This is a genomic window from Mucilaginibacter boryungensis (assembly GCF_015221995.1).
GTDB classification, from domain to species: domain Bacteria; phylum Bacteroidota; class Bacteroidia; order Sphingobacteriales; family Sphingobacteriaceae; genus Mucilaginibacter; species Mucilaginibacter boryungensis.
In genome coordinates this window covers 1,921,477-1,940,866 of the sequence record NZ_JADFFM010000001.1, presented here as the reverse complement: position 1 = coordinate 1,940,866, position 19,390 = coordinate 1,921,477, and the positions used below count along the sequence as shown (strand labels likewise).

General features: G+C 43.8%; 19 protein-coding genes and 1 riboswitch. Of the genes, 4 read left to right on the top strand and 15 right to left on the bottom strand.

What is annotated here, in order from left to right:
* Nucleotides 1-112: 112 nt before the first annotated feature.
* The gene (locus IRJ18_RS08170) at nucleotides 113-2,206 is read left to right on the top strand and encodes a heavy metal translocating P-type ATPase (protein WP_194105700.1); all 2,094 of its coding nucleotides are present in this window, start codon (nucleotides 113-115) and stop codon (nucleotides 2,204-2,206) included.
* A 111-nt stretch (nucleotides 2,207-2,317) separates the two neighbouring features.
* Nucleotides 2,318-2,791: a ribonuclease HI gene (rnhA, locus tag IRJ18_RS08165; protein ID WP_194105699.1), complete on the top strand. Its 474-nt coding sequence runs from the start codon at nucleotides 2,318-2,320 to the stop codon at nucleotides 2,789-2,791.
* A gap of 117 nt (nucleotides 2,792-2,908) precedes the next feature.
* On the opposite strand, the gene fbp is transcribed toward rnhA, so the two are convergent.
* The 5 genes from fbp to purL form a co-directional block, all read right to left on the bottom strand.
* Complete coding sequence (gene fbp / locus IRJ18_RS08160) at nucleotides 2,909-3,958, bottom strand: class 1 fructose-bisphosphatase (protein WP_194105698.1); 1,050 nt, start codon at nucleotides 3,956-3,958, stop codon at nucleotides 2,909-2,911.
* 22 nt (nucleotides 3,959-3,980) lie between these two features.
* Nucleotides 3,981-4,472, bottom strand: coding sequence for a metallophosphoesterase family protein (locus IRJ18_RS08155; RefSeq protein ID WP_194105697.1), 492 nt, complete (start codon nucleotides 4,470-4,472; stop codon nucleotides 3,981-3,983).
* Nucleotides 4,473-4,575: 103 nt separating this feature from the next.
* Nucleotides 4,576-5,289: a tRNA1(Val) (adenine(37)-N6)-methyltransferase gene (locus IRJ18_RS08150; RefSeq protein ID WP_194105696.1), complete on the bottom strand. Its 714-nt coding sequence runs from the start codon at nucleotides 5,287-5,289 to the stop codon at nucleotides 4,576-4,578.
* Nucleotides 5,289-5,678 carry an SMU1112c/YaeR family gloxylase I-like metalloprotein gene (gloA2, locus tag IRJ18_RS08145; RefSeq protein ID WP_194105695.1) on the bottom strand — a complete coding sequence of 130 codons (390 nt, stop codon included), beginning with the start codon at nucleotides 5,676-5,678 and terminating at the stop codon, nucleotides 5,289-5,291. Before gloA2 ends, IRJ18_RS08150 begins: the two co-directional genes overlap by 1 nt.
* Entirely contained in the window at nucleotides 5,679-7,904 is a 2,226-nt protein-coding gene (gene purL, locus IRJ18_RS08140; protein WP_194105694.1) for a phosphoribosylformylglycinamidine synthase subunit PurL, read from the bottom strand. It lies immediately after the preceding gene.
* A gap of 211 nt (nucleotides 7,905-8,115) precedes the next feature.
* Between purL and IRJ18_RS08135 the strand changes: the two genes are divergently transcribed.
* Nucleotides 8,116-9,471: an MATE family efflux transporter gene (locus tag IRJ18_RS08135; RefSeq protein ID WP_194105693.1), complete on the top strand. Its 1,356-nt coding sequence runs from the start codon at nucleotides 8,116-8,118 to the stop codon at nucleotides 9,469-9,471.
* Between the two features lie 116 nt (nucleotides 9,472-9,587).
* On the opposite strand, the gene IRJ18_RS08130 is transcribed toward IRJ18_RS08135, so the two are convergent.
* The 5 genes from IRJ18_RS08130 to IRJ18_RS08110 all read right to left on the bottom strand — a co-directional run bounded on the left by IRJ18_RS08130 (nucleotide 9,588) and on the right by IRJ18_RS08110 (nucleotide 13,603).
* Nucleotides 9,588-10,490, bottom strand: coding sequence for a histone deacetylase family protein (locus IRJ18_RS08130; RefSeq protein ID WP_194105692.1), 903 nt, complete (start codon nucleotides 10,488-10,490; stop codon nucleotides 9,588-9,590).
* A 39-nt stretch (nucleotides 10,491-10,529) separates the two neighbouring features.
* The gene (gene kynU / locus IRJ18_RS08125; protein WP_194105691.1) at nucleotides 10,530-11,810 is read right to left on the bottom strand and encodes a kynureninase; all 1,281 of its coding nucleotides are present in this window, start codon (nucleotides 11,808-11,810) and stop codon (nucleotides 10,530-10,532) included.
* Between the two features lie 64 nt (nucleotides 11,811-11,874).
* On the bottom strand, nucleotides 11,875-12,477 hold the full coding sequence (locus IRJ18_RS08120; RefSeq protein ID WP_194105690.1) for a DNA-3-methyladenine glycosylase: 603 nt from the start codon (nucleotides 12,475-12,477) through the stop codon (nucleotides 11,875-11,877).
* Nucleotides 12,474-13,127 carry an alpha/beta hydrolase gene (locus IRJ18_RS08115; protein ID WP_194105689.1) on the bottom strand — a complete coding sequence of 218 codons (654 nt, stop codon included), beginning with the start codon at nucleotides 13,125-13,127 and terminating at the stop codon, nucleotides 12,474-12,476. The genes IRJ18_RS08120 and IRJ18_RS08115 overlap by 4 nt, the downstream gene beginning before the upstream one ends.
* Entirely contained in the window at nucleotides 13,124-13,603 is a 480-nt protein-coding gene (locus IRJ18_RS08110; RefSeq protein ID WP_194105688.1) for a GAF domain-containing protein, read from the bottom strand. The genes IRJ18_RS08115 and IRJ18_RS08110 overlap by 4 nt, the downstream gene beginning before the upstream one ends.
* 83 nt (nucleotides 13,604-13,686) lie before the next feature.
* Here IRJ18_RS08110 and IRJ18_RS08105 point away from each other — a divergent pair, with 83 nt between their 5' ends.
* Nucleotides 13,687-13,935 carry a hypothetical protein gene (locus IRJ18_RS08105; protein WP_194105687.1) on the top strand — a complete coding sequence of 83 codons (249 nt, stop codon included), beginning with the start codon at nucleotides 13,687-13,689 and terminating at the stop codon, nucleotides 13,933-13,935.
* A gap of 320 nt (nucleotides 13,936-14,255) precedes the next feature.
* On the opposite strand, the gene IRJ18_RS08100 is transcribed toward IRJ18_RS08105, so the two are convergent.
* The 5 genes from IRJ18_RS08100 to IRJ18_RS08080 all read right to left on the bottom strand — a co-directional run bounded on the left by IRJ18_RS08100 (nucleotide 14,256) and on the right by IRJ18_RS08080 (nucleotide 18,894).
* Complete coding sequence (locus IRJ18_RS08100; protein ID WP_194105686.1) at nucleotides 14,256-14,981, bottom strand: Dph6-related ATP pyrophosphatase; 726 nt, start codon at nucleotides 14,979-14,981, stop codon at nucleotides 14,256-14,258.
* A gap of 81 nt (nucleotides 14,982-15,062) precedes the next feature.
* Nucleotides 15,063-15,539 (bottom strand): hypothetical protein, encoded by a 477-nt coding sequence (locus tag IRJ18_RS08095; RefSeq protein WP_194105685.1) that lies wholly within the window; start codon nucleotides 15,537-15,539, stop codon nucleotides 15,063-15,065.
* A gap of 85 nt (nucleotides 15,540-15,624) precedes the next feature.
* Nucleotides 15,625-16,317, bottom strand: coding sequence for an SIR2 family NAD-dependent protein deacylase (locus IRJ18_RS08090; RefSeq protein ID WP_194105684.1), 693 nt, complete (start codon nucleotides 16,315-16,317; stop codon nucleotides 15,625-15,627).
* Nucleotides 16,318-16,388: 71 nt separating this feature from the next.
* Nucleotides 16,389-16,958 (bottom strand): DUF6580 family putative transport protein, encoded by a 570-nt coding sequence (locus IRJ18_RS08085; protein WP_194105683.1) that lies wholly within the window; start codon nucleotides 16,956-16,958, stop codon nucleotides 16,389-16,391.
* Nucleotides 16,959-16,995: 37 nt separating this feature from the next.
* Nucleotides 16,996-18,894: a TonB-dependent receptor plug domain-containing protein gene (locus IRJ18_RS08080; RefSeq protein ID WP_194105682.1), complete on the bottom strand. Its 1,899-nt coding sequence runs from the start codon at nucleotides 18,892-18,894 to the stop codon at nucleotides 16,996-16,998.
* Between the two features lie 105 nt (nucleotides 18,895-18,999).
* A riboswitch (cobalamin riboswitch) is annotated at nucleotides 19,000-19,203 on the bottom strand.
* Nucleotides 19,204-19,390: the final 187 nt, after the last annotated feature.

Genomic DNA, 19,390 nt, shown 5'->3' with positions numbered 1-19,390 from the left:
AATTCATTAATCCCTGCATAAATAATTGATATTGACCTTGTATCATTTTAAAATTACACAAAGCTTACCTAATAATTTAATCCCCCGGCTAAACTAATGGTAAATTTGTGGCATGACAGACCAGTTAGTTGAGTTGAACGTTACCGGGATGCACTGTAATAACTGTGCGATATCCGTCCATCGCCTGTTAGAAAAAAAAGGGCTGCAGAATATTCTGGTCGATTTTGCAGGCGAAGAAGTTAAATTCTCTACAACCGATGAAACTGTTATACCGCAGATAATCAAAGATATTGAAGGCCTTGGCTTTCACGTAGTAGATGATGTGGCCACCCATCGCGAGAAATTTTATCAGAAAATAGAGAACAAATTCATCTTCTGCGCCATACTTACAGCTCCGCTCCTGCTGCACATGGTTTTACCGTGGCACTTGCTGCACCATCCGTATATTCAATTAGCTTTATGCCTGCCGGTGTTTATTGTCGGCTGCCTGCACTTTGGTAAAAGCGCCATCAGTTCAATAAGAGGTGGTGTGCCAAATATGGATGTACTAATATTTATTGGCTCGTCAGCGGCCTTTATTTACAGCCTGGCAGGTACTATACAAAACCTTGGTGAACAATATCAATTTTACGAAACTTGTGCTACCATTATCACTTTGGTGCTGCTGGGCAACCTGTTCGAGAAACGTTCGGTAACCCAAACCACATCGGCGGTTAAGGATTTGGTAAAATATCAGCAGGTAGATGCCCGCCGAATCATAAACGGGCAGGTAGAGATCATTAATGCCGGGGAAGTTAAGTCGGGCGATATTTTGCTGGTGAATACAGGCGATAAAATACCTGTTGATGGTGATATATTAGAGGGAAACGCCTCGGTTGATGAATCAATGCTCACTGGCGAAAGCGTCCCGGTGGAGAAGCAAAAGTACGACAGTGTTATTGGCGGCACTATTTTGCAATCGGGTAATATCCGTATCATTGCTACCAAAGTAGGCTCCAATTCGGTACTGGCGCAGATCATCGACCTGATGAAGAAGGCCCAGGCGGCAAAACCTCCTATCCAAAAACTGGGCGATAAAGTAGCGGGCATATTCGTCCCCACTGTTATTTTGATCTCCTTAATAACATTTGTGTTAACCTATTTTGCTTTCGGCGGCACATTGCAAAACTCGCTGATGCATGCTATTGCCGTGCTGGTCATCTCCTGCCCCTGTGCTATGGGACTGGCCACGCCTACCGCAGTAATGGTAGGTTTGGGGCGTGCGGCAAAAAACGGCGTGCTGATTAAAGGCGGCGATACTATTGAAGCCGTTGCTAATACTAAATATATAGTGTTTGATAAAACCGGGACACTAACTACAGGTACATTTGCCCTACGCGATATCCGGGCACAAGGCAGCGCTTCAATTGAAACCATACGCGGTATTGTTACGGCTATAGAGGAGCGTTCTAACCACCCTATAGCGCGTTCATTAGTGCAACAATTGAAAGGCCAGCCGCAACAAAAGACCATCCTGAAAGCAGTGTCCGAAGAAAAGGGCCTGGGCATGCGTGCCGAAGATGTAGAGGGTAATCATTATTTCCTGGGTGCGGCAAAAACAGGAACCGACATTGCCTATAACCTTGCCTTATACAAAAACCAGCAATTAATTGCTGAAATAGCTATACAGGACGATGTTAAACCCGGTGCGGCAAATTTGATTGCCAGTCTGAAAAAAATGGGGGTTGTCACGGTATTATTAAGCGGTGATAAACAATCTCGCTGTGATACTGTGGCACAAACCCTGGGTATTACTGCCATACATGCAGAAAAACTGCCGGATGAAAAACTGTCCATTATAGATGTATACAAGCAAAAAGGGAAAACCATTATGATAGGTGATGGTGTTAACGATGCCCCTGCCCTCACCAAAGCCGATGTTGGCGTATCTGTGAATGATGCCAGCCATATCGCTATACAATCGGCCAGGGTAATATTGCTTAACACCGACCTTAACTCGCTGCTTTTCTTTTTGCAGATCAGCAAGCATACGCTAGTCACCATTAAGCAGAACCTGTTTTGGGCCTTTGCTTATAACATTGTAGCTATTCCCTTAGCCGCATTAGGCTTCATGAGCCCAATGCTGGGCGCATTTATCATGGCATTCTCTGATGTGGTAGTAATTGGGAATTCATTGCGATTGAAGGTAAAGAATGTGCGTTCATAGCTTATGGTTAATCGTTCATAATTGAACTTTGCTTTATAGAGATGGTTTACAATAGCTTTTTCTATGAACTATTAACCATGAACCATCAACATTTCCTATACTTGCAGCACAATGGCTATCGAACTATTTACTGACGGTGCATCGAGCGGAAACCCGGGTCCGGGTGGTTATGGAGCTATATTACGTTCAGGGCAACACTACAAAGAACTATCGGCAGGCTACCGCAAAACCACCAACAACCGCATGGAACTATTAGCCGTTATTAAAGGTTTGGAAGCCTTGAAGAACCCTAACCAACAGGTTACTATCTATTCCGATTCAAGATACGTTATTGATTCTATTGAAAAGAAATGGCTGCAAGGCTGGGTAAAAAAAGGCTTCGCCGGTAAAAAGAATAAGGACCTGTGGATACGTTACCTTGAAGTAAGCCGCATCCATCAAATAAAATTTGTTTGGGTAAAAGGCCATGCCGGTCACCCGGAAAATGAGCGCTGTGATCAATTAGCGGTGGCAGCAAGTAAACAGAAAGACTTGCTAATTGATGCCGTGTTTGAAACTGAGGCTATGCGGACGGATTTGTTGTAAATTGCAAGATACGCGTCATTCTGACCAGAGGGAAGAATCCCCGGTTGGCAGTTATACTATAAGTCCTCCGGCTATATGAGGTTCTTCGCTATCGCTCAGAATGACGCTTTATTCTACTTACTGCACCGATACCACTCCCTCAAAACTCTTTTTGGTTACTTGCGGCGAGAAGCATGCCATCATTTCTTCCGCTTTTTTAACCATATTTTCAGATCCTATAAATATGGCCGAGCGTTGGTGGAGTTCGGTAACCTCCAATTCAAGTATACGGTTATAACCATCGCTGGCTTTGCCCCCAGCCTGTTCAATAATAAAGGCCATAGGGTTACATTCGTATATTAGCCGCAGCTTACCCTTGGGCGATTTGGCAGTGATCGGGTAGATAAATATCCCCCCTTTTATCATATTACGGTGCAGGTCGGCCACCATAGAACCGGTATAGCGCGAGGTGTAAGGACGGTTGGTTTTATCATCTTCTACCTGGCAAAACTTAATATATTTTTTAACGCCATCGGGGAAATGAGCATAGTATCCTTCGTTGATCGAGTAGATAATACCATCCTTAGGTATCTTCATATTGGGGTGCGACAGGCAAAACTCGCCAATTGATGGGTCTAACGTAAAGCCGTTAACACCTTTGCCTGTAGTATAAACCAGCATGGTGGATGAGCCATAAATAACATACCCGGCCGCTACTTGTTCTGTACCTGTCTGCAGCACGTCCTCCATAGTAGCCTTGCCATTTTGGCTTTTACGCCGGAAAATAGAAAATATGGTGCCCACCCCTACGTTCACGTCAATATTTGATGAACCGTCCAGCGGATCGATAGCTACAATATATTTGGCATTCTTAGAAATCTCATGATCGATGTAAATATATTCGTCGTTTTCTTCAGATACCACCGTGCAGCATTCGCCACCACTTTTCAGTGCAGATATAAATTGTTCGTTAGCATACACATCCAGTAATTTTTGGCCCTCGCCCTGCACATTAATACTGCCCGCATCGCCAATAATATCAGCCAGTCCGGCTTTATTTACCTCACGGTTAACAATTTTAGCCGCTATAGCAATATCCCTTAATAACCTTGAAAGTTCACCTTTCGCGTAAGGAAAATCAGCTTGTTTTTCAATAATAAATTGACCAAGGGTTTTAACTACCTTCATATACTTAGTGTATTTTTTACAACTACTTTAACAATTCTACTGCTTCTAAGGTATGGATTTTTTCGTCAGAAATACAAAATTTAATTAAGGTCCTAACCTTATGCCAGCCTTGTTTTCCAGCCGCTCCCGGATTAATATGCAGGCATTTTATCTTTTCGTCAAACATCACCTTTAAAATATGCGAATGTCCGCAAATAAATAACTTAGGGGGCTTAGTGTAAATTTCACTTCTAATAGCCGGGTTGTACCTGCCCGGATAACCGCCTATATGCGTCATCCAAACATCCACCTCTTCGCATTTAAAACGCAGATGTTCGGGAAAGGTTTTACGCACATCGCCGCCATCGATATTTCCATATACCCCGCGCAAAGGTTTCAGGGCTGAGAGCCTGTCGGCAACCTCCATATTTCCAAAATCGCCGGCATGCCAAATCTCATCGCAATTGTTAAAATGCGATAGAATGTTATCGTCTATATAGCTGTGGGTATCTGAAAGGAGGCCTATACGGGTCATATAATTAAAATGTGTCATTTCGAACCGTAGGGAGGATCTTCTAAAAGCAACCTGCTTCATGTAGAAGATTTCTCCTCGTACCTCGTTCGAAATGACAAGTTGGCTAAAATATCGTGAAAAAATCTTTTAAAGCTGTTTGGTATTGTCCTGAATACTGCTTAAGTGCATCGTAGATAACAAATTGCGTTTCGAACATATTTGTTTGCTGCCGGTCAAAAGAAATTATCTGCCGATGCGGTTTTGATTCAGGGTATGATCTAATATTGATAATATGATGTATCATTAACCCGTTAACTATTGACAGCTGTTTCACCAATTCAGCGGTATCTACAGGTAAAATCAACCAAAACATACCTTCAGCAGTTAGGTGCTTTGCAGCATCACTAATTAAATTTTTAAAAAAATCCACATCCGCATGCTTGGCCAGCTTCTTTCCTGCGCCAGGCGAATGCAGCGAATTGATGTAAAACGGTGGGTTGGAAACGATCAGGTTGTAATGCTTATCATCATTAGCTTCAAAAAATTGTTCAAATGAACTGGGGAATAAGGTAAGACGATTTACAAATTGGGACTTGGCAAAATTAGAGGCTGCTGTTTTGGCCGCTGTTTCATCAATTTCAACCGCATCAATTTTAGCTTCAGGGAATCGTTGTGTCAGCATTAAGGCGATTACCCCGGTTCCCGTACCTATATCAAGTATGGCCTGAGGTTTATTTACTTCGGCAAGCGCACCTAACAACACACCATCGGTATTGATCTTCATGGCACAACCGCTTTGGTCTATGCTAAATTGCTTGAAATGGAATAAGTCAGCCATTATTGCTCGTAAAGTTCAATAGGCAAACCATCCGGATCGGCAAAAAAAGTGAAGCGCTTGCCCGTGTGCTCATCAATGCGTATGGGTTCGGCAACAACCTTATGGTCGCTTAGGGCCAATATCGCAGCTTCAATATCAGCTACTTCAAAAGCTAAATGTCTTAGACCAGCCGCTTCTGGGCGGGATGTCCTTTTAGGTGGGTTTGGAAAAGAAAAAAGCTCGATCTGGTATTGCCCTCCAACAGCCAGATCGAGCTTGTATGATTTTCGCTCAGCGCGATAAACTTCCTGTATAATTTCAAGGCCTAAAACCTCGGTGTAAAACCTTTTAGATACTGCATAGTCCGAACAGATAATGGCTATGTGGTGTATCTTATTCAGTTTTAACATTTATTCGCCTAATATCACGTGCAACACGTTATCGTAAACCAATTTCACATCCTGAATGTTTCCGAAGTGCTCTTCATCTATCATCAGGTCACCTTCGTGCGCTACTGTACCTAATAAGCTAAACTCTACCTCGCTGGTAGCCATCAGTTCAATAAAACGTTCCTGGTCTGCAGGTGCTATGCTCACTACTATCCTGCCCTGTGCCTCACCGAATAAGAAGGCATCCTTACGGATACTGCTATCCGTTGCTATATCAAAGCCCAGGCCGTTTGGCATGGCCGATTCTACCAGGGTAATGAACAACCCGCCATCAGCCACATCATGCGCCGACTGTATAATTTTGCCAGTGATGAGTTGCTTAATAACCTGGTGGGTGGCGTATTCTTTATCAAGATCAAAATATGGCGCAGGCGCCTTTAATATTTTATGGTACGATGCAAGGTATTGTGATGAAGCAATGTCATTCACCGATTCGCCTATCAGGTAGATCAGATCATCCGGCTGTTTAAAATCCGATGTCATGATATTGCCGATATCATCCATTACACCCAGCATACCGATAGTTGGCGTGGGGAATACTGGCCCTTCGTCGCTGGATTGATTGTAGAAGCTTACGTTACCACCGGTTACAGGGGTTTCAAACTTGCGGCAAGCTTCGCCCATACCTTTAATAGCGCCTACAAACTGCCAGTATACCTCGGGTTTGTATGGGTTACCAAAATTTAAGCAGTTGGTAATGGCCACAGGTTCGCCACCTGCGCAGGTAATGTTACGTGCAGCTTCGGCAACGGCAATAGCGCAGCCCTTTTGCGGGTCGGCGTATACATAACGGCTGTTGCAGTCAACCGTAATAACAATAGCTTTATCGGTATCCTTAACTGCAACTACGGCCGCGTCGCTTGGGCGGTTGGTGGTCATGGTAGCTGTACCGATCATCGAATCGTACTGATCGGTAACCCACCGCTTTGATGCGATGTTAGGGTGCGATATCAGGTGTTCGGCCACGTCTAATAAATTAGCAGGCTCAGGAACATCGTTAATATTAAATTTTTGGTTTTCGGCGTAGTAAGCAGGCTCTTTGTATTCACGCTCGTAAACAGGTGCGCCACCACCTAATACCAGGTCATCAGCAGGTACGTCGGCTACCAGTTCGCCATGCATGTAGTAATGCAGGCGTTTAGTATCGGTTACCTCACCTATCTGCACGCAGTTTAAATCCCATTTATCAAATATGGCCTGCACTTCGGCTTCGCGGCCTTTAAATACCACTATCAGCATCCGTTCCTGCGATTCTGACAACAGGATCTCGAACGGCTTCATGTTTTCCTGTCGGGTGGGTACCTTATCCAGATCGATACGCATACCGTGCTCGCCCTTAGCGCTCATTTCCGAGTTTGAACAGATGATACCTGCCGCACCCATATCCTGCATACCCACTACAGCGCCGGTTTTTATTACTTCTAAAGTAGCTTCCAGTAACAGTTTCTCCTGAAACGGGTCGCCCACCTGTACAGCCGGAAGATCATTCACTGAATCTTCCGTAATATCTTTTGATGCAAAAGCCGCGCCGTGGATACCATCTTTACCGGTAGCCGAACCCACAATATAAACCGGGTTACCTACACCGTATGATGTAGCCGAAACCGTTTCGCCGGCTTTAACAATACCTGCAGAGAAGGCATTTACCAGCGGATTGATATTATAACACTCGTCAAAAGCTAATTCGCCACCAACGGTTGGGATACCAAAGGCATTGCCGTAATGACTGATCCCTTTAACCACGCCCTTAACCAGCCACTTGGTTTTATCCAGACTTAAATCGCCAAAACGCAACGAATTAAGCTGCGCAATGGGGCGTGCACCCATGGTAAATATATCGCGGTTAATACCGCCCACACCGGTAGCCGCGCCCTGGTAAGGCTCTAATGCTGAAGGGTGGTTGTGCGATTCTATTTTGAAAGCACAGCCAATACCATCGCCCAAATCAACCAAACCGGCATTTTCCTCGCCCGCCTTGGCCAGCATACGCGGGCCATCTTTTGGCAATGTTTTTAACCAGGTAATTGAATTTTTGTACGAACAGTGTTCGCTCCACATAACCGAAAAGATAGATAATTCGGTAAAATTTGGCACACGGCCCAGTATTTCTTTTATGCGATCGTATTCTGCGGGTAAAAGGCCCAGGTCTTTAGCTGTTTCTACGGTGGTGAGTTGCTGGTGCTCCAATGTTTTTATGATTTGGTAAGACGCTGCGAAATTAGCAAAATTGTGCGAATGTGTAGCTGTGCGGATAGGTAAATGTGCATAATGTTGGAAATTACTGCGCTTAACTGTAAGGTTGTTGATAACCTTTCGTCTTACCCTTAAAATATCCGCTATTTACATTCATATCCATAAATTTATACCAATAACCTACCTTTGCTTGTCGCACTAACTTATGAAAGCCTTTTACCAGAAATACAAAACACATTATTCCGAAAATTTAAAACTGGCTATCCCTGTGGTGATTACCCAGGCAGGGCACATGCTTACCCAGGTAAGTGATAGTGTTTTGGTTGGGCACTTTGTAGGTACCATTGCACTTGCCGGGGTGTCGCTGGCCAATAATGTTTTTATTATTGTTATGGTGCTTGGCATGGGGATAGCCTATGGCATAACCCCGCTTATTGCACAGGCAAACGGCCGCGAAGACTTTGCGGGCTGCGGCAAGCTGTTAATAAACAGTTTGTTTATCAATATCATCAGCGGCATTATTTTATGCCTGGTTATTCAATTTGGGTTTAATTCTGTAATACCCTATTTGCATCAATCGCCATTGGTTGTTGAACAGGCCCGGCCGTTTTTGTACCTACTGGGCTTATCTATGATACCCATGCTCGTATTCAACACATTCAAACAATTTGCACAAGGCCTGGGCTTTACCAAACAAGCCATGATGATATCCATTTGGGGCAATGTGATAAACATTGTACTGGGAATTATATTCGTAAAAGGCTGGTTTGGGATACCGCCAATGGGTATTCGTGGTGTAGGTTACAGCACGCTGATAGACCGCTGCATAATGGCCGTTGTTATGTTTATTTACGTATTGCGGTCGGTACACTTTAAAAAATATCTGCACGAGTTCGCCATCAGGAATATTAGCAGGGTGCGCAGTTTTCAGTTGTACAAAATTGGCCTGCCTGTTTCCCTTCAATACATCTTTGAGGTGAGTGCGTTTTGCGGGGCCGGGTTTATTATAGGCACTATCAGCCCCGTAGCACTTGCGGCACACCAGGTAGCCTTAAGCCTGGCATCGCTTACTTACATTATGGCCAGCGGCATGGCCGATGCCGCAGCTATTAAAACGGGCAACCATTTCGGCGCGAAAAACCACCAGGCCCTACGTTTGTCGGCTATATCCAGCTATCATATGATTATCGCATTTATGAGCATTACAGCGCTGATTTTTGCTTTTGGGAACCATTTATTACCATGGATCTATTCTTCAGATGAGCGGGTAATAGCTATTGCAGCACAATTACTTATTATAGCTGCATTCTTCCAGTTATTTGATGGCACCCAAGTTATTGGTTTGGGCACGCTGCGTGGCATGGGTGATGTTAATATACCGGCGTTTATTACCTTTTTAGCTTATTGGATATTGGGTTTACCTATAGGATATTTATTAGGCATACACTACAAGATGGGCGTCAGCGGCGTGTGGTATGGTTTAACCCTGGGGTTAATGGCAGCCTCTATATTATTGTTTGTGCGGTTTCAACGGATGAGCAGGAAGTTTAGCAATATATAAACTCAATTCAGCAACTACAATGTGTCATTGCGAGCGGTAGTGCGGCAATCTCATAGTTCGCAAATCATACTACGAGATTGCCGCGTCGCTACGCTCCTCGCAATGACAACTTTTGATTAAAACCACATCTCATCTGCCAGTCTAAAAGTATTACAATGCGCTTCTACAATATGCTTAATATCGGGCGAATAGCCGCCGCCCATGCTTACCTGTACAGGAATATGATGTTGCAGGCATTGTTCAAATACAAACTTGTCGCGTGCTTTACATTCTTCAATAGTTAAGGATAGTTTGCCTAATTTATCAGTAGCCAGCACATCCACACCTGAGAGGTAAAATATAAAATCAGGTTTTTGTTGTGCGATAAGTTTAGACAAAGTTGCTTTAAGTATGCTCAGATACTCCTCTCCGGTCACCCCATCAGACAAAGCAATATCCAAATCGGACTGCTCCTTCCGATAAGGGAAATTATTGGCGCCATGCATAGAGCATGTAAATACCCGGGTCTCATTTTCAAATATCTGTGCCGTGCCATTGCCTTGGTGCACATCTAAATCAATAATTAAGATAGATGTGGCTAATTTATTATTCAGCAAATAATTAGCTGCAATAGCCTGGTCGTTTAACATGCAAAAGCCTTCGCCCCAGTTGGTGCCGGCATGGTGCGTACCACCGGCTACGTTAAAAGCCACGCCATATTGCCGCGCATAGTGACAGCCGTCAATAGTGCCTTTGGCAATGCGGCGTTCCCGCTCAATTAACCGTGCCGATAAAGGGAAACCTATGCGTCGTTGTTCTTTGGGCGGTAAAGTTAATTCAGCTAATTGCTTGTAGTAATCCGCATCATGTGTTAGCAGGATCGTGGCGTCGTCCAGTTCATCAGGAGAAAACAGATTGTCGGGAGTGATCAATCCTTCGTGCAGTAATTGTGCTGGTATCAACTCATATTTCAGCATGGGGAAACGGTGCCCCTCCGGCAGGGGATGCGCGTAAATGAGATCGAAGGCGATTTTTAACATGGTGATTCCACTGATTCTTTATGATTCCACCGATTCAAATTAAATACCTGCAGCGGTCGATAGTAATTGCCCTGTTTTACAAACATCGGTAAAAGTATTGTACAACGGTACCGGGCTAAGCCTGATCACATCCGGTTCACGCCAATCGCCTATTACGCCGTTTTCGGTGAGGTAATTGAATATCACTTTCCCGTTTTCCTTACAGATGATGGATAACTGGCTGCCGCGTTTTTCAGCATTCGTTGGAGTAATAATTTTAAATATTGCCTGGCCTTGTTGACTGCTAATGTTATTGATTAAATATTCCAGATAAGCGGTTAACAGCAAGGCCTTTTTACGTAATGATAGCATCCCTCCCGCTTTATTAAATACATCCAGCGCAACTTTGTGCACAGCCATCAAAAGTATCGGACTGGTACTTACTTGCCACCCATCTGCACCCCGCTCGGGTTCGAAACCTTTAGCCATTTTAAACTGGGTATCCCGGCGGTTGCCCCACCAGCCAGCAAATCGGTTTAGCTTTGTATTCCCGAAATGCTTTTCGTGCACAAATATCCCACTGATACCGCCCGGGCCCGAGTTCATGTACTTGTACGAACACCAGCAGGCAAAATCTACCTCCCAATTGTGCAAATGCAAAGGCACATTACCCGCAGTATGCGCCAGGTCGAACCCCGCATACACGCCAACTGCATGCGCGGCCTGTGTAATGGCCGGCATATCAAAAAACTGACCTGTATAATAGTTTATCCCGGCAAAAAGCACAAGGGCCAGTTCATTGGTATTGTCGTTTATAGTTTTGATAATGTCTTCAGTCCGTAAAGTATATTCGCCATCACGCGGATGTATTTCGATGATCGCGTCATCAGGGTCAAATCCGTGAAAACGTACCTGGCTTTCCAGCGCATACTGGTCGGAAGGAAAAGCGCCCGCTTCCATAATGATCTTGTACTTTTTAGCTGTTGGCTGATAGAAACTTACCAGCAGCAGATGCAGGTTTACAGTAAGCGAGTTCATCACCGTTATTTCCTGTTCGTTCGCGCCTAAAATTTCGCCAAGGGTACTTTTTAACTGCTGGTGATAGTTTAACCAGGGTTCATCCCCATCAAACCAACCCTCAACACCTTTTGACGCCCAGCTACCCATTTGCTTCGCTATCTCCTCAGCTGTTGCTTTAGGTTGCAGGCCCAGAGAATTACCGCACAGGTAAATAGCATCCTTGCCGTTATGCTGCGGAATAATAAACTCGCTACGCAAATGTTTCAGTTCGTCCTGCGCATCAAGCTGGCTGGCAAATTCAGGTGTGTTTTGAAAAATCATTGGGTCAATATTACGAATTTAAAACCCATGTCATTTCTCCTCGTTCGAAATGACACATCTGAGGCTACTGCCTCGGCTTACTCACAAATACATTCCCCTTCACATAAAAGCGATAAGGCAATAGCGCGTCTTCCTTGGCATAATCTACGCCTACGCGGGGCACAGCAGCCACGGCATCATCCGGGAAGGCTAAGCCCTGGTCTTCTATCCACATGGTATCGCTTTGCAAACTTATGGCGTTTATTTTGCGTGATATACCTAAAGCTTTAGCTACCGAACCCGGCCCCATGGTAATGTTTGGTTTAATTACTGCCATGTTACGGCGCGCCTGCATTACATCTAATCCAACGGTTGGGTTTATAGCGCGTATCAAAACCGCATGGGGTTGCCCTTCGCCCGAAGTTACCACATTCAACATTTCGTGGATACCGTAACACAGGTAAACATAGGCTATACCGCCCTGCTGGTACATCGTACTGGTGCGTGGCGTAAGTCGGTTACCATAGGCATGCGATGCTTTATCAACAATGCCATTATATGCCTCTGTTTCAACAATGTAACCACCAGTAACTAAACCATCAATACGGGTAAACAGGTACTTGCCTATAAGGTCGCGCGCTATGCTGACCACATCACTACTGGTATAATAAGATTCGGGTAATTTCAATGACTTAGTATATCTTTCAACAATTGGTTTATTTCCCGGGCACGGTCAAATATCATAATGTGCGTTCCGCCTTTTATAATAATCGGTTCTTTGATCTTCTTATGATCAAATATCAAATCCCTGTCGCCGGTTATATGATAAAGATTTGGCGGTACAATTTTGTTTTGCCAGTTCAGCGCCGCACTCATAGCCCATTTAATAAATACCGGCGATGTATTTTGCAGCATGCTATTGAACAGGTATGCATCAACCGAATACATTTTACCGAACAAGGGCGCTATCAATCCCCCCATGCGGCTAAACAAACTACCCGGGATGATACGGTGAATGGGTACCCATTTAAACAACTTGAAATAAAACGGCGCTTCATTAGCAGTTTTTATGCTGGATATCAATACCACTTTTTTTAGTTGTATTTTATTGGCTATCTCTACAGCCAGCATGCCGCCTAGCGAGTTGCCAATAACAACAGCGCCGGGCGTAATATCATATTCATCTATCAGCTTTTGCGCATAGGTGGTTAAAGTATCGGTTTTAGCGGGTTTGAGCCAATCGATATAGATCAGTTCATCGGCAGCGCTGCCTGGATTGATATTTTTGTAGATACGTTTATCAGCGCCCAAACCGGGTATCAGGAATATCCTGCTCATGCAAAATTTATGAGTTGTATGATCTGCTCAAGGTATAGCGCATCGGTCTCGTCGAACTGATCAAGTTCCGAAGCGTCGACATCTAACACGCCTACTACTTCACCATTACTGAACACAGGCAGTACGATCTCGGATTTGGAAAGCGAACTACAGGCTATATGGCCCGGAAAGGCATCCACATCGGGCACAATGAGGGTTTTGGCCTGCTCCCATGCCGAGCCGCATACGCCTTTCCCTTTGGCAATACGTGTACAGGCCACCGGTCCCTGGAATGGCCCTAATACCAGCTCGCCATTCTTCACCAGGTAAAAACCTACCCAAAACCAGTTGAACTGCTCCTTTAACGCTGCGCATACATTGGCCATATTGGCTACCAGGTCGGTTTCGCCATAAAGCAAGCCTTCAATTTGCGGGATCAACGATTTGTATTGTTCAGCCTTGTTGGTTGATGTATTGATGGTTAAATCTTCTGCCATGGTTCAAAGTTACAATACCGCGTTGTGAATTAAATAAGTGAAATATCATATTTAATCTTTTATTTCGCTACAAAAGGATTTAAATGAGAATAGTTGCCGAACTACCGCACCCCGATTTTAAGATCACCATTATGAGCATGAACCAAAAGTTTATTGTGAAGATAGAGAAAGGGGTATATGAACAGATTTTTAAAGTCGCCGAAATGGACCTGACCGACGGCGTAAATAGTGTGTTTGAATTATTGGACGAGGAGTTTTTAACCAAAGTTGGCCAGCGTTTTAAAGAAATGCATCAGGATTATCGTGCCGCTTATGGTCGGTATAATTTTTAACTCGCTATCGTACACAACTTATTATATTACAGCGATTTATAAATTTAAATATTCAATTTCAGAATTTTATTTGGCAATCCGGGCTATTTTTTACTTCTAAAAGTTACTCTATTTAAAGCTACACTACATTATATACTAATTAAGCTATTGGTAAATAGTTATTTAAGAAATTAGTAAAAATTATATTTTGTAGTTAAATATGCCAAACAAATGAGAAGTTAGAAAATAATGTCATTGCGAGCGACAGCGTGGCAAACTCGTAGTTTGATCTGCGAATTACGAGTTTGCCACGTCGTTTCACTCCTCGCAATGACAAATAATTAGAGTGACAACGGCAGCAGATCACAATACCAAAACCCACTGATTGCTGGTCTATCGGCGGTGCTGTCGCCGCAAGTTTCGTCAGTATTTTTGGGGGCGTTGTAGGCTTTGAACACCCGCTCCCCTGTTTGATATTTTATTTCATTTTTAAAGATGGGACCTTTAAAAGCATAGGTATGAAACTCCCCATTCTCGCCGCATACGTCTACATCCGCCGGCAACCCGGCAATCAATTCAGGGGTTATCTCCTGTCCTACCAAATGGCCTAAGCGTTCCTGCGTGCAGGCTATCACGGTGCCAAAGCCCAGCGACAAGAATTCGTTAATGAGTTCACGGGTGTCTCGTTTCCACAGGGGGTAAATACCAGTCAATCCCGCCTCTGCCAAACGCTTATCACGGTAATCTTTCAGGTCTTCCAAAAAGATATCTCCAAAAATAGAATGCGTGATGCCTTCAGCTTTTAGTTTGTTAAGGTGATAGCGCATGGTATCGTCATACTCCTGCATACCCGGCATTTCGGGCAAGCGCACCTGGTATAATGGGATACCGATCTCTTCAGCCTGCCGCAGCAACAGGCTTTCCCGTACGCCATGCATAGAGATCCGGTTCACCGAATCGTTAACGGTAGTCAGCAGGTATTTAATTTCTATATCAGGGTTTTGGAGGCAATGGTATAAAGCCAGCGCACTGTCCTTACCGCCGCTCCAGTTGAAGATGCATTTCATGTCAGAGAACAAACGTTATCGATTTGGCGATAGTAGTAGCTTTTGAAATAATTTCATAGATGATATTATTGATATATTGAATCATTGTTTTCTAAATATCATTACTGCGCCCTCATCGGGATCTCCGTAAGTCACAATTAATTTATATGGAGGGTGTTTTCCTAAAAACTCGATATGTTTAAGATTAACCGGTAAGGAATCTAAATCTATTCCCCATACAGTGTCAGTACCACCAGAGGCGTTAGCAACGCCCCCGTTTGTTGCAATCTGCCACTTACCCTTTGCAGAAACAACTCCATTGTAATAAAACTCTGCTTGTCCGGTAAAATTTGGAATATGAGTTGCAAGAAATGTACTATCAGATTTCAACGTGATTTTTGAATAATCCGTTTGTTTATTACTTAAATTATTTATTAAAGTCTGCTTTTCGAATATATAAGTCCCGATGATATCTTTTATTTTAGGTCGCACTGTAGTTAACTCATCAGCAAAAGGGTCGTACTGACATCTTGCAAATAGTATAACAATCCCGATAATTAGTATAAATCTACATTTCATATTTATCTAAATTAAGAAAACAGGTGCGAAAGTTCACAACTTTCCGTCGCGATATTGCAAACAATATTTACAAGCTAAACTAAACCTAAATATCATCATCAAGAAGATTAGCTACCAATTCCGGCACGCCGATGCTTGCTTTCTTTTCAATTTTGTTAAACATCCTTCCGCTCTGCATATCGGGGATAACCGGGTCAACAATATATTTTGGTACTTCAGGTCGCACAAAGTTTACCAGACCGGCTGCGGGGTATACCGCAAGCGAGGAACCTATGAGTATAAACAGGTCGGCCTTTTGGCATAACTGCGCCGCTTTGCTAATCATGGGCACATCCTCGCCAAACCAAACCACGTGTGCGCGCAGTTGCGAGCCCAATTCGCACAGGTCGCCCATTTTTAACTCCCAGCCATCAATTGGGTAAGTCAACTCGGGGTTCAAACTCGATTGCGACCGCGTGATGATCCCGTGTAAATGTAGCACGTTGGTTGATCCGGCCCGCTCGTGCAGATCATCAATATTTTGGGTGATGATAGTTACCTCGTATTGCTTCTCCAGTTCAACCAGTGCCAAATGAGCCGCATTGGGCTTAGCTTCCAGTACGGCTTTACGGCGCATATTATAAAACTCCTGCACCAGGGCCGGATTACGTGCCCAGGCCTGGGGTGTGGCTACTTCTTCAATATCATATCCCTCCCACAATCCATCGCTATCCCTAAAAGTTTTTAAGCCGCTCTCCGCACTTATTCCGGCACCGGTGAGTATTACTATCTTTTTCATACCTGATTTCAATTTAAACAAAAAAAAGCGCCCCGTAATAACAGGGCGCTTTTCATCGGGTTCTTTTATAATTAAACCGCCAGTTCCGCCTTGCTGCGTAACAGGGTGTATTTGCTTTTAGCTAATTCAAAGCCGCCAAATAATATAGCGCCATAAATGGCATCGCCTAATATCATGTTCTTTTCAAACGGAATAGCTGCAATTAGCGATTGACCGTAACCAGCCAGTGTGTGCGGGTAAAGCGTACCGTATAACCATGGCAAATCCATAATTAACCAATGTACGGCAACCGATGCTAATGAAGCTATGGATACATTCGTAACATTTACTTTCTTTATCATGGTGCCAATAAATACCATCAGCGCAAAGCAAAGGTATACATAAACCGAACCGCCATACCATAACACCAGTTTGCCGGTATACAGGTAGTTAATAGCTATATCGCTTAAAAACAATGCTGCTAAAGGCACCAGGTAGGCTTTCCATTTATCACTGAAATAAGCGCCGCCAAACAGCGCTACTGCGCCTACCGGCGTAAAATTGCTTAGCCATTGAAACTTATAGCTTACTAAACGCATAGCCACGGCAAAAACTATCATTAAGATAAGTACCGCGTTCCTTGATTTTATTTTTTCTGACATTTTTGTATTTATCTGCTTAAGCAAAACTATCAATTATTTACTGAATATTGAAACTTAACCCGGCATTAAAGTTTGTGCCCAGGGCCGTATAACCATACAGTTCGGCATATTTTGCGTTCAGTATATTCTTCACATCAGCAAATACTTTCAACTTTTTACCTATCAACGCATATTCTGCATAACCATCAAGCAAGCCATAAGCTTTAAGGCTTTGCAATTCGTTAGCGAAGGTTTTGGAGTTGTAGAACAGGTCGTAAGTCTGACTGTAATGACGGTAATTTAAACTCACAAACAGTTTTTGCGATGCCTGCAAACCGGCGAATAAACCAAAGTTGTGTGCCGGGCGACGGTATAGAAAATCCAATGATTTTTCTGCCCCCGCGCCGTTTTTAGAGATAGCTTCCGCTTTAAAATAAGTGTAATATCCTCTCAGGGTTAATTTATCTAACTTAACAGACGGCTCCACTTCAATTCCCTTTGCATTTTGTTTATCCTGGTTAAGATATCCCTGTGGATACAGATAAATAATAGCATTAGTAAGCTTACGCTGATAAGCCACTACCCGTAAATTAAAGTTGCCGAATAACGCCGTGCTTGCGCCAGCCTCATATTCCTGTGCTTTCTCCGGCTTCAGATTTGGGTTGGGGCCATACAGCCCGTATAATGCACCTAAGTCGGGCGCTTTAAATGAGGTAGATATTGTTCCAAATACTTTTAGTTTATCGTTAGCGATCAGATCAACCGATGGGGTAACCGAATAGGTCCAGTTATTACCAAATTTGGTGTGATGGGTATACCTGCCACCCGCTTCCAGATTAAAGACAGAAGCGATGTTATTGAAGAAAACCGAAGTATAAACGCCTAACGAATTAGCCGACGAATCGACCCTTGCATTACCTTTGGCATTCATACTTGAATAACGATCATCAATCCCACCTAATATTTTAATATGATCGGAAAGCTGGTGTTTATAGTATAGTTCCGTAAAATTAAGGCGACCGATAAATGGGCTCGTGCCATTATAGTTACGGTCGGTATTTTCAAAGCTGTAGTTCAAATTAAACAGTCCTTTGTCAGTTTTATAGGTTGCATTTGTACCTAAGTTTAAATGCTTGCTTGTAAAATAACCGTCGCCATCTGTAAAACCTCCGTTATCATAACTATACTTGCCTTGTAAAAACCGCACAAACGGGTTCAGCTGAAACCTATCACTTAGTTTTATTCCAAATTGTGCGTTAACTGCATCCTGGTTATAGCCGTCCTTATCAAAAAAGCTGGTAGCTGTGGCAGGCTGTGCAGCTTCTGAAACGCCATCGCTGCGTTCGTGACTATAGTTGATATTGTAGCTCAGGTCTTTTACGCGGGCAGTTAAACCCACATTACCCTTAGCTGTACCGTAGCTACCTGCGCTTGCAACACCATTAATACCCGGCGTTGCCCCGGCATTCTTTTTAGTAATGATATTGATGACTCCCGCCACCGCGTCTGACCCGTAGAGGGTTGATTGCCCGCCACGCAGGATTTCGATATGGTCTATCTGGTCAACAGATAACAATCGCAGGTCAAAAGCGCCGCCTACGCCCGATGGGTCGAAGATCAACACGCCATCCAGCAATATTAAAGTGTGTTTGTTATCTGCACCACGCAAATAAACGCTTTTGTTCAACCCCGGGTTCGCGTTTGACCCATTTACCATAATACCCGCCTGTTCGGCCAGTAATTGCGAAACCGATTTACCCGAACTGCGCTGCAATTCCTGCCGGGAAATAACGGTAACCACCTTGCCGGTTTGCGACTGTTTTTGGTCGGCTTTGGTAGCCGTAATCACTACATCTTGCAGCACCCGTGAGGTGTCCTGCGCGCGCGCTGCCGCACTAAGCAGCGCCAGTTGTACAAGCCCCAGGCCTGCAGCAACAATAACATCATTTTTTTTCATGTTGTTGTGAGTTTTAAACTCACAGCATACAGAAACGAAACATCTTGGAATGGAAATACACTAACAGCGGTATTCTCACTCAAGCTTCAATCCCCGAAAGCTATGAATAATATAATGCCTTGGGCAGGTCTTCTGGCTCACTCCCCTTTGTCCGGTCTTCCCATTCGCCGTTTGGCGGAAAGTGACCATTTTGAGATGGACATTGGTAACAGAGTTTACAGCTGCGGGACAGCTCCGGATTTGCACCGGATTCCCTTTTAATTACAGCACAAATGAATTGCACCGTAAACCTAAAGCGGTGCAAATGTAATAAAGGGATCCACAATTGCAAAAGGATACAGATGTATGCCCTGGTTAAAACGGCCAAATCATGGTTTACATGGTTTACAAAATTCGGGCATTTATTTAGTTTAATTATTTGATAATTAGTTAATTAATGAAAAAATATTCAAAAAAGTGTAAACCATAAAAAGACCTTTAATTGCGCTGGTTAAAT

Coding starts and splice junctions, on each gene's coding strand:
- IRJ18_RS08130 (WP_194105692.1), bottom strand. CDS start 10,490: ATGTTAAAAATCGCCTTCGATCTCATTTACGCGCATCCCCTGCCGGAG.
- kynU (WP_194105691.1), bottom strand. CDS start 11,810: ATGATTTTTCAAAACACACCTGAATTTGCCAGCCAGCTTGATGCGCAG.
- IRJ18_RS08110 (WP_194105688.1), bottom strand. CDS start 13,603: ATGGCAGAAGATTTAACCATCAATACATCAACCAACAAGGCTGAACAA.
- IRJ18_RS08155 (WP_194105697.1), bottom strand. CDS start 4,472: ATGACCCGTATAGGCCTCCTTTCAGATACCCACAGCTATATAGACGAT.
- IRJ18_RS08100 (WP_194105686.1), bottom strand. CDS start 14,981: ATGAAATGCATCTTCAACTGGAGCGGCGGTAAGGACAGTGCGCTGGCT.
- IRJ18_RS08135 (WP_194105693.1), top strand. CDS start 8,116: ATGAAAGCCTTTTACCAGAAATACAAAACACATTATTCCGAAAATTTA.
- IRJ18_RS08105 (WP_194105687.1), top strand. CDS start 13,687: ATGAGAATAGTTGCCGAACTACCGCACCCCGATTTTAAGATCACCATT.
- IRJ18_RS08150 (WP_194105696.1), bottom strand. CDS start 5,289: ATGGCTGACTTATTCCATTTCAAGCAATTTAGCATAGACCAAAGCGGT.
- IRJ18_RS08170 (WP_194105700.1), top strand. CDS start 113: ATGACAGACCAGTTAGTTGAGTTGAACGTTACCGGGATGCACTGTAAT.
- fbp (WP_194105698.1), bottom strand. CDS start 3,958: ATGAAGGTAGTTAAAACCCTTGGTCAATTTATTATTGAAAAACAAGCT.
- gloA2 (WP_194105695.1), bottom strand. CDS start 5,678: ATGTTAAAACTGAATAAGATACACCACATAGCCATTATCTGTTCGGAC.
- IRJ18_RS08095 (WP_194105685.1), bottom strand. CDS start 15,539: ATGAAATGTAGATTTATACTAATTATCGGGATTGTTATACTATTTGCA.
- IRJ18_RS08090 (WP_194105684.1), bottom strand. CDS start 16,317: ATGAAAAAGATAGTAATACTCACCGGTGCCGGAATAAGTGCGGAGAGC.
- IRJ18_RS08080 (WP_194105682.1), bottom strand. CDS start 18,894: ATGAAAAAAAATGATGTTATTGTTGCTGCAGGCCTGGGGCTTGTACAA.
- rnhA (WP_194105699.1), top strand. CDS start 2,318: ATGGCTATCGAACTATTTACTGACGGTGCATCGAGCGGAAACCCGGGT.
- IRJ18_RS08085 (WP_194105683.1), bottom strand. CDS start 16,958: ATGTCAGAAAAAATAAAATCAAGGAACGCGGTACTTATCTTAATGATA.
- IRJ18_RS08115 (WP_194105689.1), bottom strand. CDS start 13,127: ATGAGCAGGATATTCCTGATACCCGGTTTGGGCGCTGATAAACGTATC.